At 58.1% G+C, this 15,388-nt stretch carries 12 protein-coding genes and 3 pseudogenes; 7 read left to right on the forward strand and 8 right to left on the reverse strand.

All coding sequences use genetic code 11. The features are described 5' to 3' along the window. A pseudogene (locus BZL43_RS28735) lies at positions 1–100 on the forward strand (hypothetical protein); the annotation flags it as partial. A gap of 78 nt (positions 101–178) precedes the next feature. Here the strand turns inward: BZL43_RS28735 and BZL43_RS00380 are convergent. Then, positions 179–661: an OsmC family protein gene (locus BZL43_RS00380; protein ID WP_095630496.1), complete on the reverse strand. Its 483-nt coding sequence runs from the start codon at positions 659–661 to the stop codon at positions 179–181. Between the two features lie 46 nt (positions 662–707). After that, positions 708–971 (reverse strand): annotated as a pseudogene (locus BZL43_RS00385) (transposase domain-containing protein); the annotation flags it as partial. 663 nt (positions 972–1,634) lie between these two features. Between BZL43_RS00385 and BZL43_RS00390 the strand changes: the two are divergent. Then, entirely contained in the window at positions 1,635–1,901 is a 267-nt protein-coding gene (locus BZL43_RS00390; RefSeq protein WP_095630497.1) for a DUF2790 domain-containing protein, read from the forward strand. Between the two features lie 102 nt (positions 1,902–2,003). Here the strand turns inward: BZL43_RS00390 and BZL43_RS00395 are convergent, their stop codons facing one another. Continuing rightward, positions 2,004–2,273 (reverse strand): DUF1652 domain-containing protein, encoded by a 270-nt coding sequence (locus BZL43_RS00395; protein ID WP_095630498.1) that lies wholly within the window; start codon positions 2,271–2,273, stop codon positions 2,004–2,006. A 392-nt stretch (positions 2,274–2,665) separates the two neighbouring features. Here BZL43_RS00395 and eco point away from each other — a divergent pair, with 392 nt between their 5' ends. Beyond that, positions 2,666–3,148 carry a serine protease inhibitor ecotin gene (gene eco, locus BZL43_RS00400; protein ID WP_095630499.1) on the forward strand — a complete coding sequence of 161 codons (483 nt, stop codon included), beginning with the start codon at positions 2,666–2,668 and terminating at the stop codon, positions 3,146–3,148. Positions 3,149–3,178: 30 nt separating this feature from the next. Here eco and ilvA read toward each other — a convergent pair. Continuing rightward, a pseudogene (ilvA, locus tag BZL43_RS00405) lies at positions 3,179–4,174 on the reverse strand (threonine ammonia-lyase, biosynthetic); the annotation flags it as partial. Positions 4,175–4,533: 359 nt separating this feature from the next. Here ilvA and BZL43_RS00410 point away from each other — a divergent pair. Next, the gene (locus BZL43_RS00410) at positions 4,534–4,881 is read left to right on the forward strand and encodes a DUF2834 domain-containing protein (RefSeq protein ID WP_095630501.1); all 348 of its coding nucleotides are present in this window, start codon (positions 4,534–4,536) and stop codon (positions 4,879–4,881) included. 18 nt (positions 4,882–4,899) lie between these two features. On the opposite strand, the gene BZL43_RS00415 is transcribed toward BZL43_RS00410, so the two are convergent. Further along, positions 4,900–6,051, reverse strand: coding sequence for a PQQ-dependent sugar dehydrogenase (locus BZL43_RS00415; protein ID WP_095630502.1), 1,152 nt, complete (start codon positions 6,049–6,051; stop codon positions 4,900–4,902). A 32-nt stretch (positions 6,052–6,083) separates the two neighbouring features. Next, positions 6,084–6,440 carry a hypothetical protein gene (locus BZL43_RS00420; protein ID WP_095630503.1) on the reverse strand — a complete coding sequence of 119 codons (357 nt, stop codon included), beginning with the start codon at positions 6,438–6,440 and terminating at the stop codon, positions 6,084–6,086. Between the two features lie 214 nt (positions 6,441–6,654). Here BZL43_RS00420 and BZL43_RS00425 point away from each other — a divergent pair, with 214 nt between their 5' ends. Then, positions 6,655–7,515, forward strand: coding sequence for a Ku protein (locus tag BZL43_RS00425; protein ID WP_095630504.1), 861 nt, complete (start codon positions 6,655–6,657; stop codon positions 7,513–7,515). 147 nt (positions 7,516–7,662) lie between these two features. Here BZL43_RS00425 and lpxO read toward each other — a convergent pair whose 3' ends face one another. After that, the gene (gene lpxO, locus BZL43_RS00430; protein ID WP_095630526.1) at positions 7,663–8,562 is read right to left on the reverse strand and encodes a lipid A hydroxylase LpxO; all 900 of its coding nucleotides are present in this window, start codon (positions 8,560–8,562) and stop codon (positions 7,663–7,665) included. A 366-nt stretch (positions 8,563–8,928) separates the two neighbouring features. On the opposite strand from lpxO, the gene BZL43_RS00435 reads away from it, so the two are divergent. Together BZL43_RS00435 and BZL43_RS00440 are read left to right on the forward strand one after the other, a co-directional pair. After that, complete coding sequence (locus BZL43_RS00435) at positions 8,929–9,135, forward strand: hypothetical protein (protein ID WP_095630505.1); 207 nt, start codon at positions 8,929–8,931, stop codon at positions 9,133–9,135. Positions 9,136–9,489: 354 nt separating this feature from the next. Continuing rightward, complete coding sequence (locus BZL43_RS00440) at positions 9,490–9,990, forward strand: helix-turn-helix transcriptional regulator (protein WP_095630506.1); 501 nt, start codon at positions 9,490–9,492, stop codon at positions 9,988–9,990. Positions 9,991–10,039: 49 nt separating this feature from the next. On the opposite strand, the gene BZL43_RS00445 is transcribed toward BZL43_RS00440, so the two are convergent. Continuing rightward, a complete protein-coding gene (locus BZL43_RS00445) occupies positions 10,040–15,091 on the reverse strand; it encodes an AAA family ATPase (RefSeq protein WP_095630507.1) in 5,052 nt (1,683 codons plus the stop codon). Positions 15,092–15,388: the final 297 nt, after the last annotated feature.

Below are 15,388 nucleotides of genomic sequence, written 5' to 3' on the forward strand. Positions count from 1 at the left end.
TAACAAGGACGACTTCCACCAGGGCTACCGCAACCGCTTCCTCGCCACGCCGTGGGACGCGCATTACCGCCCCGCCCTGGAACACCCGAAACCCAAAGTAAGCGTCCGGCAATGTCATCTAGGCAGTTATGTAGACTTTGAGAGGGTGCCCGACTATGCGGACACCTTCTCTGGCTAACTAGGCGCCTGGGCTTATCGATATTTCGGGTGCGTGGCTGACTGGAAAGTTTACCGAACGAGCAATGAAGCATTTTTCATGAGCTATTTTGTGCAGCGTCTGAGCTTTTGCGATCTCAGACCCCGATGCCAGGATCACTTTCGGCCTCAAAATAACTGAGGTGAACTGACCAGCGCCGTTGCTCTCCTCGACCATTGTTCCTTGAGCGTTGTCCTCGTAGGCCACCACAACGATCCCGGCCTCAGCGCAAAGGCCAAGGTACCAAAGCTTGTGGCACGCAGATAAGGATGCCAAGAGCAATTCCTCGGGATTCCAGCGCGTGGGGTCTCCTCGAAAACTGGGATCGGACGACCCCTCAATTGGTATTTTGCCGTTAGCTGCGATTACGTGCGCCCGGCTGTAACCCCGATAAGATGACGTTCCTGTCCCGTTGTTGCCGGCCCAAGTTACCTGGACTTCGTACTCGTGCGCTTTATCTACCATTGATCCCTCCTGGGAAAGTTTTCGAAAAGTCCGTTAAAAAACGGACTCATTGAGCAAGCACCCATCGATGAGGTAGCAGCTCCATAATCTCACTGGCCCGCTGCGTAGGCAGGCGAGTGAGGACGTCCTTCAAATAAGCATACGGATCATGCCCGTTGAGTCGCGCCGACTGGATCAGGCTCATGATCACCGCCGCCCGTTTGCCGCTGCGTAGTGACCCTGCGAAGAGCCAGTTTTTGCGACCCAAGGCCCACGGCCGAATCTGGTTCTCGGCCCAATTATTGTCAATGGGTACGGCCCCGTCATCGAGTGGAGTGTTTCAAGTAACTGGCTGGAGGCTCGGATACGCTGTAACGCGGCTTCGAGAATGTCTTGCGTGGCTTCTGTGTCGATGACCAGGGGATTTGAGTCGGTAATGCTGCTTTTGATTGAACGATAACGAACAGGAAACGGGTTGAACGTTGGCATAAGAATTACTCAAACGTTAGTTAAGTAACCGCCAGCTCCGTGACCAAACGATGGAGGCGGACTGTGTACAGGCTTGGTCAACCGATAACCCGCAAATCGGCTCGCCCGAAGGCGTCCAGCACACAGCCGCCATAACAACGCACCACGAAGACAAAGATGTCCGTAGGGCGAATGATGGCACATATGTATGCGGGATATCAGGTGACCAAACCTGTTCGCTGATTTTGCAGCGATGCCAAACAGTAATCGCTATAGGCCAAGCGCCGAAAGACGACAAAGCGTCCAAGCTTGTAGGAACGAGCCGAAGCTCCCGCAGTTTTTTTACCGACACGAAACCTCTGTCAGAAACTCCTCACGACAGGCGGCACGCAAGTCGGTTAACCATCGCTTAACCCCACGGTCCAAAGCTTTACTGGACCGCACGCCCTCAGCTCCCTCTGACGCCCAGTGCGGCAGGTTCGACGTTCTTTGTCGAATTGACTTCCCGCTGCGCTGGAGACTCACCATGAACACACGAACACTGCTGATTACCACCGCCCTCGCCTGCACCGCATTCGCCGGGTTTGTTCAGGCAGACGAGACATCATCCTCCCAGGCGGTGCCTTATCACTACGGCATGCAGCTGCAGGTGGCCAAGGTCATTTCCCTGACTGAACCGCAAACGCATGAATGTAAAGTGGTGACGGCCAACATGAAGTACATCGACAAGTCGGGTATGCCTGCGGAGATTACGTACCAAAAACTGTCTGACGCGTGCAGCTATCAGAACTGACAGTAGGCCTGTCAGGGTTCTGGTGACCCTGGTGGAATGGGCGCTGGGTCTGGGGTTTATCCAGACCCGGCGCGTATCGATCGAACTGGGTGAAACCGCCGGTTAATGAGCTTTTGACGTCGGCTGCAATAGCGGGTTGTGTGTATTGCGCGCAAGGTCGGAGCGTAACTCGGCGATCAGATTGTTGATTTCCCGGCACCCGTTGAGGCGATGGGCGTCTATGCCGGTGACGAGCAGGTCGAGATGGTCAGTCTCGACGTCCGAATACACCTTGACGGTCATCGACAGGTCCGGCGACAGCGTGCATTGGCAGCGTTTCGGGAGAAAGCTGCTTTCAACGATATTGCGGAGTTCCAAGGCAGAAAGAAACATGGCCACCCTCTCGGTTTGTGAGATTGCCAATCAAAAATCAATGTCGGTCGGAGCTCAAATTGCTCGTTGTTTTTCTTCCTTGGGGGAACCTCATTGTTCCGATGTCCCAACCGTCTTCTTGTTTTAAGCGCTGACTCAGTAAGAATCGTGGCCAGCTCAAGACAGCTTCAGCATAAAACATGCCCCGGATTTCGCTCTGCGCCTCGTCGGTAAATCAAGGGTTTGGGAGAAATGGCAATACATCGCGTCATGCAAAATGCAAGAAAGGTCTGCTTCAAGACCTGCATTTTGCAAACACCCCGATGGTGGGTTTGCATTGGCTGAGGACGGCAGTGAGAATGCGGCCCATCCATTCAGTATCCGCTGACCCCACACACACGCAAGGAGGCATCATGGGTGCTTTGCCGCTTAACACGACCGTCGGGCTGATAGTTGCCATTTTGTCGTCCGTAGCCCACGCCGCAACCCTCGAAGACGTCGCGCCGTATCCCAAGCCTGAGAGCGGTTTTACCCGCCAGGTCATTCACCTCGCCCCGCAACAACAGGAAGACGGTTATCAAGTCGAGATCCTGGCCGGCAAGACTCTGACCGTCGACTGCAACCGTCAGCGCCTGGGCGGCAAGCTTGAGGAAAAGAACCTTGAGGGCTGGGGCTACCCGTTTTATCGGCTGGAAAAAGTCACCGGCCCCATGAGTACGCTGATGGCCTGCCCGGATGGCAAGCGCAAAAAGGAATTCGTGCCGGTCGTCGGTGACGGTTTCAGACTGCGATACAACAGCAAATTGCCGATCGTTCTCTACGTGCCCAAGGATATTGAAGTGCGCTACCGGCTCTGGTCGGCATCGAGCCATGTCGAGAACGCTGTTCAGGAATAATCGGAACAGCCCTCACGCCGACACGCCGCTCAACGCGGCGCGTTCGGCTACGTGCCGCAAACTGTCAAAATTGATATTCGCCCCCGAATCAATGGCAACCAGGGTCTGACCACGGGCGCCGGTTCGTGCCACGTACCGTTTGATTCCGGCCACGGCCAGGGCGCCGGAAGGTTCGGTGATCGAGCGGGTATCGTCGTAGATGTTCTTGATAGCGGCACAAAGTTCGTCATTGCTGACGGTCATTACTTCGTCGACGCAGAACCGACAGACCTCGAATCCATGGGCGCCGATCTGAGCGACCGCCACGCCATCGGCGAAGGTGCCAACGGTTGGCAGCACAACCCGTTCGCCGGCCTGTAATGCGGCCTGCAAGCAAGCGGAATGTTCCGACTCGACGCCGATGATGCGGATTTCGGGGCGCAGGTATTTGACGTACGCGGCGATGCCGGCGATCAAGCCTCCACCGCCCACCGGAACGAAAATCGCGTCCAGCGGCCCTTGGTGCTGGCGCAGGATTTCCATGGCGACGGTGCCCTGCCCCGCGATCACGTCCGGGTCGTCGAAGGGCGAGACAAAGGTGCGGCCGGTTTGCTGCGCCAGGCTCAGCGCGTATTCCAGGGCAAACGGAAAACTTTCCCCGTGCAGCAGCGCTTCGGCGCCTCGACTGCGAACACCCAGCACCTTCAATTCCGGGGTCGTACAGGGCATGACGATGGTAGCGCCGATCCCCAGCTCGCGAGCCGCCAACGCGACGCCTTGGGCATGATTGCCCGCCGAGGCTGTGATCACGCCACGAGCCTTCTGTTCATCGCTCAGATTGACCAGTTTGTTGTAGGCGCCACGGATCTTGAAGGAAAAGGTCGGTTGCAAGTCTTCGCGCTTGAGCAGGATCTGATTGCCCAACGCCTCGGACAAGGCCGGCGCCGCTTGCAACGGCGTGCGCACGGCAAGTTCGTAAACCGGCGCGGCGAGGATCTTTTTCACGTAGTGCTCAAGCAAGCGCTGCTGGGCGGGGGTGCTGCTCATGGTCGTCTCCTTGGTATCCGGGTTTACACGGTCGGTGTAGGAGCTGCCGAAGGCTGCGATCTTTGCTTTTCAAGATCAAAAGATCGCAACCTTCGGCAGCTTCTACGCCGGTTGCGTGCGCCCGGTAAGCTCAAAACCCAAGAGACAGAAAGTAAAAACCCGCCTCTAGGGCGGGTTGGGTGCTGCAGTCGTGAGCTAGCCCGCCAAATAAGGAATGGCGGTAATAATGCTTGGCTGGCAGCGCAATACGGTGGAAGTCATGGCTGGAAATTAGCCGGACGCTAATGGCAAGTCAATGGCCAATTTTCAAAGGTCGCTGTAGGCTGGCGATTCCGCTCATTGCCCCAAGGAAGGAAACCATGAAGTCTGTCGCCCTGCCCCTCATCGCCCTGATCGCCTTCGCCGGCTACACCGTTTCGGTGATGCTGCAGGCGGAGCAGTCGCTGCTCGACTTCGGCATCAGCCTGATGTCGCGGCCCGATACCGCGCAGGTGGTGATCGATTTATACCTGTTGGCGACGCTTGCCGGTATCTGGATGTACAAGGATGCGCGCCAGCGTGGGCAGTCAGGGTTGTCGGTGGTTCCCTATCTGGTGGTGACGGCGGTTTTTGTGTCTATCGGGCCGTTACTGTATCTCGTGGTGCGAGGGCTTCAAGAGCGGAAAAACTCCGTGAGCGCGACTCGGTCTGAACCGACAGTTGACTAAAGCTTTAGGCAAGCCCGTTTACTTCACCCCCAACTTGTACAGCACACCGTCATCCTCATCGGTCAGTAAATACAAATAACCATCCGGCCCCTGCCGTACGTCACGAATCCGTTTGTTGAGTTCACCCAGCAACCGCTCTTCATGAACAACCTTGTCATCCTTCAATTGCAGGCGAATCAGTTCCTGACTCACCAGCGCGCCGATAAACACGTTGTGCTGCCAGGCCTTGAAGCGATCGCCGTCATAGAAGGCCATGCCGCTGAGGCCGGGGGATTTTTCCCAGACATGGTGCGGACCGACGGTACCTTCGGCGGTTTCGCCCTTGGCTTCCGGGACCGGCAGGCCGGAATAGTTGATGCCGTGGGTTGCCATTGGCCAGCCGTAATTTTTGCCACGCTCGATGATGTTGATCTCGTCGCCGCCCCGCGGACCGTGCTCGTTTTCCCACAGCGTGCCGCTCCAGGGGTTGAGCGCCGCGCCTTGCGGGTTGCGTTGGCCGTAAGACCAGATTTCCGGGCGAACGCCTTTTTGCCCTACAAAGGGATTGTCTTTGGGCACCTTGCCATCGGGATAGAGCCGCACGATCTTGCCTTGCAGTTTGTCCAGATCTTGCGCTGTGGGCCGGTCATTATTTTCGCCCAGGGTGATGAACAGATAGCCGTCGCGGTCGAACACCAGTCGTGAGCCGAAATGATTACCAAGGGAGAGCTTGGGCTCTTGACGGAAGATCACCCTGAAATCCTTGAGCGCTGTCAGGTCATCCGACAACCTTGCACGACCGACCGCTGTGCCGGCTTTACCGCCCTCCCCCCCCCCTTCGGCGTAAGACAGATAGACCATGCGGTCTTGTTTGAAATCGGGCGACAACGCCACATCGAGCAATCCGCCTTGGCCCTTGGCCCAGACCTGAGGCACGCCATTGAGCGGCCCCGAAAGTTTGCCGTCGGCGCTGATCAGTCGCAGGTTGCCGGGCCGTTCGGTCACCAGCATCCCTTGGCGGTCAGGCAAAAACGCCAGCGCCCAGGGGTGGTCCAGGCCTTTAACGATCGGCGTGAGCTCAAGGGTGCCCTGCTCGCTTTTAAAATCCTGTGTTGGTGCTGCAAAGACGAGCGCCGTCACCGTTAACAAGGCGCTGGCACAGAAAGAGGCCAAGAGGGCTTTACGCAACATGCACGATTCCTTTTGTCGTCAATAGGGCTGGTTCAACGGTAGTTGCGGTTCGAGTCCCGAGGGGGTGGATTGGGAATGAATTTCGGTTGGCCGGTGGGAGCCTGGCGATCTTGCGGATAGCGATTGCCGATGCCGCCATTATCAAGCGTTGGCGGTCGTGGCACAGGCACCGTATTTGGCCCGCGGATTACCGGGATATTGGGTTGCGTGCCTTGCATGCTGTTGGGATTGGCCCGGCGAATCGGGCTGTTATAGGGATTGTTGTTGCTTCCCGGCAGGTTCTGCGCCAGCAGCCAGGGCGAAGACAATGATCGGGCGTCTGCCAGCGCCAAAGGGCTTAGCATGCCACTTAATGCCAGCACGATGACACCGAGCACACATCGCTTCATGGGGGACCTCTCATTGAGCGTGCCACGCTTCATGGATGAATAGAGCCACGCTACGCCCAGGGTTCGGATTTGTTAACTAAAACCTCCCCCACAACATGTAACACGAGTTAACCGCACCACCGATCCGCCCGCAGGACCGGGCCGCCGCCCGACTGAAACTTTTGCCCTTGGCCACAGGTCACCTGAACATCAATCGACTGACGAGAGCACGACGATGGCACGGGCAATCTGGAAAGGCGCAATCAGTTTCGGTCTGGTGCACATCCCCGTGTCGCTGGTGTCGGCGACGTCTTCCCACGGGGTGGATTTTGACTGGCTCGACAGCCGCAGCATGGAACCGGTGGGCTATAAGCGCGTCAACAAAGTCACTGGCAAGGAAGTCACCAAGGAGCACATCGTCAAAGGCGTTCAGTACGAAAAAGGGCGTTACGTGGTGCTTAGCGAAGAAGAGATTCGCTCGGCCCATCCGGTGTCGACCCAAACCATCGACATCTTCGCCTTTGTCGACAGCGAGCAAATCCCTCTGCAAAACATCGATACGCCTTATTACCTGGCCCCGGACAGACGCGGCGGCAAGGTCTATGCGCTGTTACGCGAAACCCTCAGCCAAACCAACAAGGTCGCCCTGGCCCGCGTTGTTCTGCATACCCGCCAGTACCTGGCGGCCCTCATGCCGCTGGAATCAGCCATGGTGCTGGTGAAGCTGCGCTGGCCCGCCGAAGTGCGCAGCCTTGCTCAGCTGGAACTGGGCAGTGAAGTGACCAAGCCGGATCTGGCCAAAGGTGAGCTCGACATGGCCAAACGGCTGGTGGAGGACATGAGCGCTGACTGGACGCCTGAGGAGTACCGCGACAGCTTCGAAGACAAGATCATGGCGCTGGTCGAGACGAAGGCTCATGAAGGCAAGATCGAAACCGTTGAAACCGTTTCGGGTGAAGAGGAGCGCAAGACGGCCGATGTTATCGATCTGACTGAACTGCTCAAGCGCAGCCTGGGTGGCAAGGGCGGTGGTAAAGCGGCTACTAAAGCCAAACCTACTGCGCAGAAAAAAACCACGAAGCGGTCGAGCGGCTGACCTCCCGGAACATCCATAAGTTTTGCAGGGAAAATACCGGCCTCTTCGCGGGCAAGCCCGCTCCCACAGGTCCGGCGGCGTTCGTATTAGACGCGGATCTTGTGGGAGCGGGCTTGCCCGCGATGGCGTCATGCGCCACACCTCAACTCAGATCAAAATAAAAATCGCCAGCAACCCACCAAAAACCGCCCATTTCTCCAGGTAGTAGCGAGTACGGTTACGCTTCTTCAGCGCTTTGCCGCGCAGGCGAATCGTGTAGATCCTGGCGAACAAGCGGTTGATACCACCGACCTTGTCGCCGGCGTCGTTCGGCGCGCCCGCCGCCGCCATCACCGTGCGGCTGAACCAACGGTTGAACGCCGCCGCCCAGCGATACTTCATCGGCCGCTCGATGTCACAGAACAGAATGATGCGATTCTGCGCAGTGGTGTTTTCGGCGTAATGAATGAAGGTCTCATCGAACATCACCGCTTCACCATCGCGCCAATGGTAGTTCTCACCGTCGACGTTGATGTAGCAACCGGCATCGTTCGGAGTATCCAGCCCCAAGTGATAACGGTAAGAACCGGCATACGGATCGCGGTGGCGGACCAGTTTCGAACCCGGCGGCAGTTCGGCGAACATCGCGGCCTTGATCGAGCCGATGTTTTGCACCAGTTCAGTCGTACGCGGGCAGAGCTTTGCGGCGGACGGGTGACTGTCGCCGTACCATTTGAGGTAAAAACGCTTCCAGCCACTTTTGAAAAACGAGTTGAAACCAACGTCATCGTACTGATTGGACCGTTTGATCTCACCGGCCCTGAGCAAATTCCGGCCTTCGGCGCGAATCTCCTCCCAATGAGCCTGCAAAGGGCTCAAATCGGGAAAGTCGGCCGGATTTATATAAGGCTGGTTGGGCGTTTTGGAGAACAGATAAAGGAAGCAATTGACCGGTGCCAGAAACGTGGAGTGGTCGCTTAGTTGACGGCCTAATTTGTGGCGCACCTTTCCGCGCAAGTGAACATACGCGATGGAGAGGACATAAATAGCGGCAATGATAAGTTTCACGAAAATCGTCACACGTCAGAAGTGAACAGACTGCGTCCCGATGGCGCATTCTTGAGCCATGCCGATGGACGGCACGAGATCGAAAAATGGCATATTAGCCGCACTTTGTAACTAATAGTTAACCTTCAACTGTGAAAGTGTGTGCACGTTGTCGCTAACACAAATGGCTTTTTCGAGGGAAGCCTTGCGGTCTCATAACCATTCGTCGCCTATAAAAACGCGGCACGCCATACGCGCCCTGTCTGGCTCAGGCATTGCAAAGGCGGGACGTAGCAGCCTCGAAACGACGCAATTCTGACGCGGCGGCAATTAAATCAATGCTTGGGATGCCAGCGATACGCTTGGTCAGTCCTCTGGAGATGTAACGTGTCAACTCTCAATGAAATCGCAGCGAACCACGCGAGAATGGCTAAGGCAAAAGAAGCAGAGTCGACCGGGTTGAGTGAGCGACACCCTCAAATAGTGGGAAGTTTCGAAATCCCCTCTATCGATGAACAACAACATATTCCGTTGCACCTCATTACCGCAGGGCAAGACAACCATCCCGGACACGCCGCTGGTTATTTGCTCTGAATATCCATCGGGTCGGTCGCACGCTGGAATGTAATGTGGTGCCCACCCTGACCAAGTGCTGGCCATTCAGTAATCCATCTGAATACACACGAGGCCGGGCAAGCGGTGCTGACTTTACCCACAGCCACGCCACGTGTCCCGAACACAACGCTGAACAAAAATAACATCGGGTCAGCCCTGTGCTCCCCGAGGCCCAGCTGTTATTGCTCTCGACTTAAACGCGCTAGGGAAAAGATGGCGAGAAACGGGCGACAGCGAGGGCCGGAACCCGGTGTTTCATAACTCTTAAGGTTTGCTTAAGGACTTTAAATGTCCCCGGCAGAGAAACTTTCCTGAACGATCAGGAGAGCTGCCATGAACCCGCAATCGGTAGATTCAGACATCCCAAGTACCCTTGCGCGACCTCTGGGTGCCCTGTCCAGCTGGCAGGAGCGCCGCGCCAAGGAACTGATGTTGCGTGACATAAGCAGCTGCGTGCGCATCGGCGATATTGCCGAACACTGCAACCTGTCACGCAGCCATTTTTCCCGGGCCTTCAAGAAGGTTACTGGCTACTCGCCTCAAGGCTGGATTTTGAGGATGAAAATCAAAAAAGCCAAAATCCTGCTAAGCCGCTCAATACCGATCACCGAGGTGGTTTATGAATGCGGTTTTGCGGACCACTCGCATTTCACCCGCACCTTCACCCGCCTGGAAGGGATGACACCCAAGGCATGGCGCCGGGCCTTTGAACATGCAACGAGCCATTTTCAGCCGCCAGTGATCGATCGGGACATACCTGACTGGAGAATCAGCGACAGCCTGGTCGACGGCGCGGGACAGTCGCGCGTGCAGGAACTGCACGCGTGGAACTGATCGAGGTCGACAAATGAACTCCTCCCTTTGGCCGCTTGCGCGGCCTTTTTTATCCGGCGCTGGCCGGTGTCAGTGGCAGGTTGAAGCAAATCCGGGCGCCCTTCTCGCTGTCCTGAACGTTCAGCGTCCCGCCGTGCGCGCCAATCACCGACCTGCAAATGGCCAGCCCCATTCCCATGCCGCTGGCTTTGGTGGTGTAGAACGCATCGAAGATCTGCTCACGCTGCTGCGCGTCAATGCCGGGACCGTTGTCCTGGAAGCAGATCTGGGCGTGATCATCCTTGACCGTTGAACTGATGATAATGCGCCCTTGCGCCAACCCGGCTCCGGCGATGGCCTCCAGCGCATTGGTGATGAGGTTGAACACCACCTGTTGGATCTGCACCGCATCGATCCACACAAGGCATTGCGCCTTGAGTCGGGTTTGCAATCGTACGTCGCGGTTTGCCAAGTCGATGGCGATCAGGCGCACGACCTCACCGATCAACTCGTCGATTTGCACGGGCAACCGTTGCAACGGCGCTTGCTTGGCGAGCGCGCGCAACGCCTGGACAATGTCGGCGGCGCGGGCGCTGTCAGACCGAATGTCTTCCAGCCCCTGAATGGCTTCTTCCAGATCGGGCTGATCACGCTTGAGCCAGCGAAGGCTGGCCGAGGCGTTGGACAAGATGCCCAGCAGCGGCTGGCTGATCTCATGGGCAATCGAAGCCGAAAGCTCCCCCATGACCTTGAGGTGCGAGCTACAGGCCAGCTCAGCCCGGGAGCTGCGCAAATCCGCTTCCATCTGCGCGCGCAGCTGGTTGTCCTCCACCAACTGCGCATACAGCCGGGCGGTCTGCAATGACACGGCGGCCTGAGAGGCGAGAATTTCCAGGATGGTCAGGCGCTCGGCGCCGAACAGATTGGGGACCAGGCTGTTTTCCAGATAGACCAGACCGATCAACGCACCTTGTTTGAGCAACGGCAGGCATAACATGGAACGCGTCTGGCGCTGTTGCAGATCGGCAATGTGAGCCTCAGGACAATCGGCTCGGGCATCATCAATCACCAGAGGTATGCAGGTACGCATGGTCGCGTTGAGTACCGAGGCCGGCGCCAACTGCTCGAGTGGTTGCCGAGTGTCCAGTGCGACTCGCACGTTACAGGCCTCGACACAGGCCGTCGCCGCCAGTTGCAGTTCGGCACCGCTGGCGATCATCAGAACGCCATTGTCGGCACCGGCCTGAATCATAAGGTGATTCATCAAGGTTTCGACCAGACGGTCGAGCAGCACTTCTTGCGAAAGCGCACGCGCCGCCTCGATCCCTACTTCAAGATCGAGCCGTACCTGAGTCACGGGCCGGGCCGGCTCGAACGATGGCTCAGCCCGCAGAAACGGGTGCAAGGTTTCCATCTGACGTGCCTTGCCGCAGGCGCCCCACTGGTTATAACAGTCGCGCGCGACGCGCAGATGGTGGTTGGCGCCGGATACCAGTCCGTTAGGTAAGCAGATGTCGGCCAGTTGTTCGTGGGCCAACGCCTGATCATGGATGAAACCGGCCGCCGCCGCGGCGATCTGTGACTGATCGAAGCAGCGGATGGCCACCAGTTCCTGACCGCGCAAACGGGCGATTACCCCTTCGATCATCAGCAGCTTGCTGCGAAAGGTCGTCGGGTTGAGCTCAACCCATGACAGAAAACGCTGACGTTGCCGCTCGAGCTTTTGCAGCTTTTCGACCACCTCGCCGGGCGCCTGCGCACTGCCCAGCGCCAGACTGTAGAACAGGTAGTAATCCGCGAGATTGATATGCGCCGGAATGGACCAGGCCAGCACCGCGGCTTCTTCAAAACGTCGCAATGCGTAAGGGATATCACCGAAGTGAAACGCCGACATGGCGGAATACAGCCACGAACAGAACAGGGTCGTTTGTGACACGCTACGGCGATCGATGGGGCCGAACCTGTCATATTCCGTGCCGTCCAGTTCGGCCAACGGCCGGTGCGTACGCCCTTCTCGCAGATCGGTAGCGAAGGCCTGTTGCGCCAGCAGGATGCGCTCGATGTCGATGTAATGGAATTGACTTACCCAGGCCAAGCCCTGATCCAGTTGGTTCAACACCTCTTGCAAGGGTTCGCCCATGAACAGCAGGTCGGAGCCGATGTGGTTGCAGGCATAGCAGGACATGCCGAGGTCGCCGCCAGCCTGACCACATTCGAATGCAGCGAAAGCTGTCTGTCGGGCGTAGGCCATCGGCCGGGTCCACGGGCAGACCTGATCGAGCGCTACCAGCGTACCTGTGCGCCCTGCTTCATAGCCGTGCTTGTTGGTGAGTTCAAGGGCCACTTCGGCATAGGCCAGGCCGTCCACATATTCCCCATAGCGCTCGGCAATCATTACGCCAAACCAGGCAAACCCATAACCGCAGCTCGGCGTGGTGCCATGCATCAGCGTGAGTTCGACCATTTTCGCCAGATGCAGCAAACGAATATCGTCATTGACGAAGAACGAGGAAATCAGCGTGCTGAGCAACTCCATGGCGGCTTCGATAGGCAGGTCATTCGCTTTGGGCAAATGCACCAGATCAGCGATCTGACGTGTGCCAAGGAGTGCACGTACCTGGAAAAACGCCAAGGCCAGCTGTTCCTGCGAGGGGTTGCGCTGCAGGGTAATGTCCAACAGGGTCAGACCGCTCAGAGCCTCGGTTATCGCGCCCTCGTAATCGGAGTGCAGCGTGCGCAAGGTGGCCCGTAACCGATAGGTCTTCGCCCGATCGAGCACGGTGGTGGCGTGGGACAGGCAATCGTCGAGGCGTCGTTGGGCGCCGGACAGATCGGCCAGGAGCATGTCGCACTCGGCAGCCAGCCATTGGGTGGCGAAGGCTTGGGCATAGAAGCTTGACCAACCCGTCTGGCCGAGCAAATTCTCGGCAGTGCGCAGAAAACCCACGGCCTGCTCGACAGCGGCAGTGTCCCTGGCGCGTTCGGCGGCTTCGACCAACAGTTCAACGAACGCCGCACGGCGATGGGCCTGCAGTGCATCGACGTCAATACGCTGGATCTGGCTGGCGACTTCGAAAACCCGCTCATGTGCCTGCTCGCCCCACTGATCCAGCATGGCGCCGGCGATGCGGGCATGCTCGGCAGCCCGTCCCGACTGCGCGGGAAGCTGGCAGGCAGCCTCGAGTACACGGTCGTGGGGGAACACCAGTTGCTCGCGCTCGCGCAGCAGAAACCCAGCATCGACCAGGCTTTGCACATCACGTTTGATCTGTTCAGGATCATGTGGCACCAGCTGATGCAGCAGCGATTCATCACAGCGCCCGCCCACATAGCCGGCCGTGCGTATCACGTCGCGCTCGACCGAAGACAGCCGTTCGAGTCGCTGCACCATCAAGTCGGCGACATTGTCCGCATAGCGATAACCGTCCACCTCCTCCTGGTTCCAGACCCAGCGGCGACATTGCACGTCAAAGCGCACCAGACGCTCATCGATCAACGCCCGTAATACTTGACTCACAAACAGTGGGTTGCCGGCCGTCTTGTAATGCACGACGTGTGCGAGCGCTTCAATACGCGCGGTGTCAGTCTCCAGTTCAGCGGCGATCAGTTCTGCGACCGCGGACACTGGCAATGGCCCCAGCATGACGCGTGTGCAGGGCACCGATTGCTCACCTCCGAGTACCTCGAGCAATCCACCCTCACCCTCGAGCGCGTGCGACTCGGCCTCGCGGTATGCCAGGACGAGGGCGAGATGCCGGGGCTGCCGATCGATGAAAGCCTGAAGGAACGAGAGCGTCGAATCGTCCGCCCACTGCACATCATCCACAAACAGCACCAAGGGTCTTCCGGGCTGAGCGAAGACTTCCAGTACATCGAGCAGGGTTCGGTTGGCACGATCGAGTGCATGCCGGGCCGGCATGTTCGGCAGCTCAGGCGTGACACCGATGACCAGTTCAGCCTCGGGCGCCAGTTCCACCAGAACCCTGCCCCGCCCTTTTAGCCGTTCGACCAGTTGATCGCCAAGCGTCTCCAGCTCCAAAGCGGGCTTGCCCAGTAACTGGGTCATTAGCGATCTGATAATTTCCGACAAAGGTGCGTAAGGAATTTCCTGCTGCAGCAGATTGCTCTTGCCGCTGGCCCAATAGCCGGGCGCCAGGGGGCGAATCCCCTGATGGATCAGCGTCGATTTGCCGGCGCCCGGCGCACCGCCGATCAGCAAGATCCGGGCGACGCCATCGTTGCCTACCTGATGCATCAGTTCAATCAGTTGCGCGCGCTCGGTCTCTCTACCGAATAAAGCGCCGTCGCGGGTCACGGAAGGCAACGCATCGAAAGCCCCCAGCCGAAACGCGTCAATGCGCTCATGCTCCCGCCATTGCTGTTGGCACCAGGCCAGATCCGCCGCCATTGACGCGGCGCTCTGATAGCGGGCACCCGGCTCTTTAGCCAAGCCTTTGAGCAGCACTCGACAGATACCTTCCGGCAGGTCGGCAACATGTATCACTGGTGATTGTGGCTGGACGGCAGCTTGCACGTGCAGCCATTGGGATGGGTCTCGGGCCGTGAGCGGCAGCTTGCCAGTCAGCGCTTGATAAAGAATCGTCGACAGGGCGTAGACATCACTGCGCGCGTCAAAGCTGGCATCGCGCCGTAGCTGCTCGGGGGCCAGATACGGCCATTGTTCCAAGCCAGGCAATTCAGCGACGGGAGCTTCTCCACAATGGCTGTGAAAACCCAGGAGCTTGACCGAATTGGCCGCATCCACCATCAGGTGGTGAGGTTGCAGACTGGCATGTCGCACCCCCACTTTTTGCGCACAGGAAAGCGCATTGGCCGCCGAGACGGCGATGGCCAGAAAGCGCCCCAGTGGCAGCCCGGTATCATTGAACAGCTCCATCAGCGGCGTCTGCAACGAGGGATAAAGCAACAAGGGACCTTCGGCCGAGCGGATGAATGCGACAGGGGCAATCGCCCAGGCCGGATCCAGGCGCAGGTGAAAATCACGCTCCAGCCGCTGGCATGTAGCAGGCCGCTGAATCGATGCCCGGGCGGCGATCCAGCCTGTGCCCGATTGCGGATCCTGAAGCGTGAACCAGGTCAGATCGTTTTCCCGACGCAGCATTGCGAAGACACAACGTTCCAGCCAGGCTTCATCGTGGACGAATTCAAGGTTGTGGGATGTGGATGCTGAGGGAGCACTGCCGGGCATGAAAAATCACCGCTCAAAATTCGTTTCAGGCGAGCTTCGAGAGTATAGGTACCGTCCTGGCCAGATAAGGGCGGGCGTACGATCTTGTCCGTAACCGGCATCATGATGGCCGTTGAGAGGCCCTGCGCCGGCGGTTTTCGCACCTGAAAATCACGCGTGTTATCCCTCGGGATAATTGCAATATGTCGGGCCGTCCCCTAGCGTGTAAAC

Origin of the sequence: Pseudomonas sp. PICF141 (assembly GCF_002286815.1) — a bacterium.
GTDB lineage: Bacteria > Pseudomonadota > Gammaproteobacteria > Pseudomonadales > Pseudomonadaceae > Aquipseudomonas.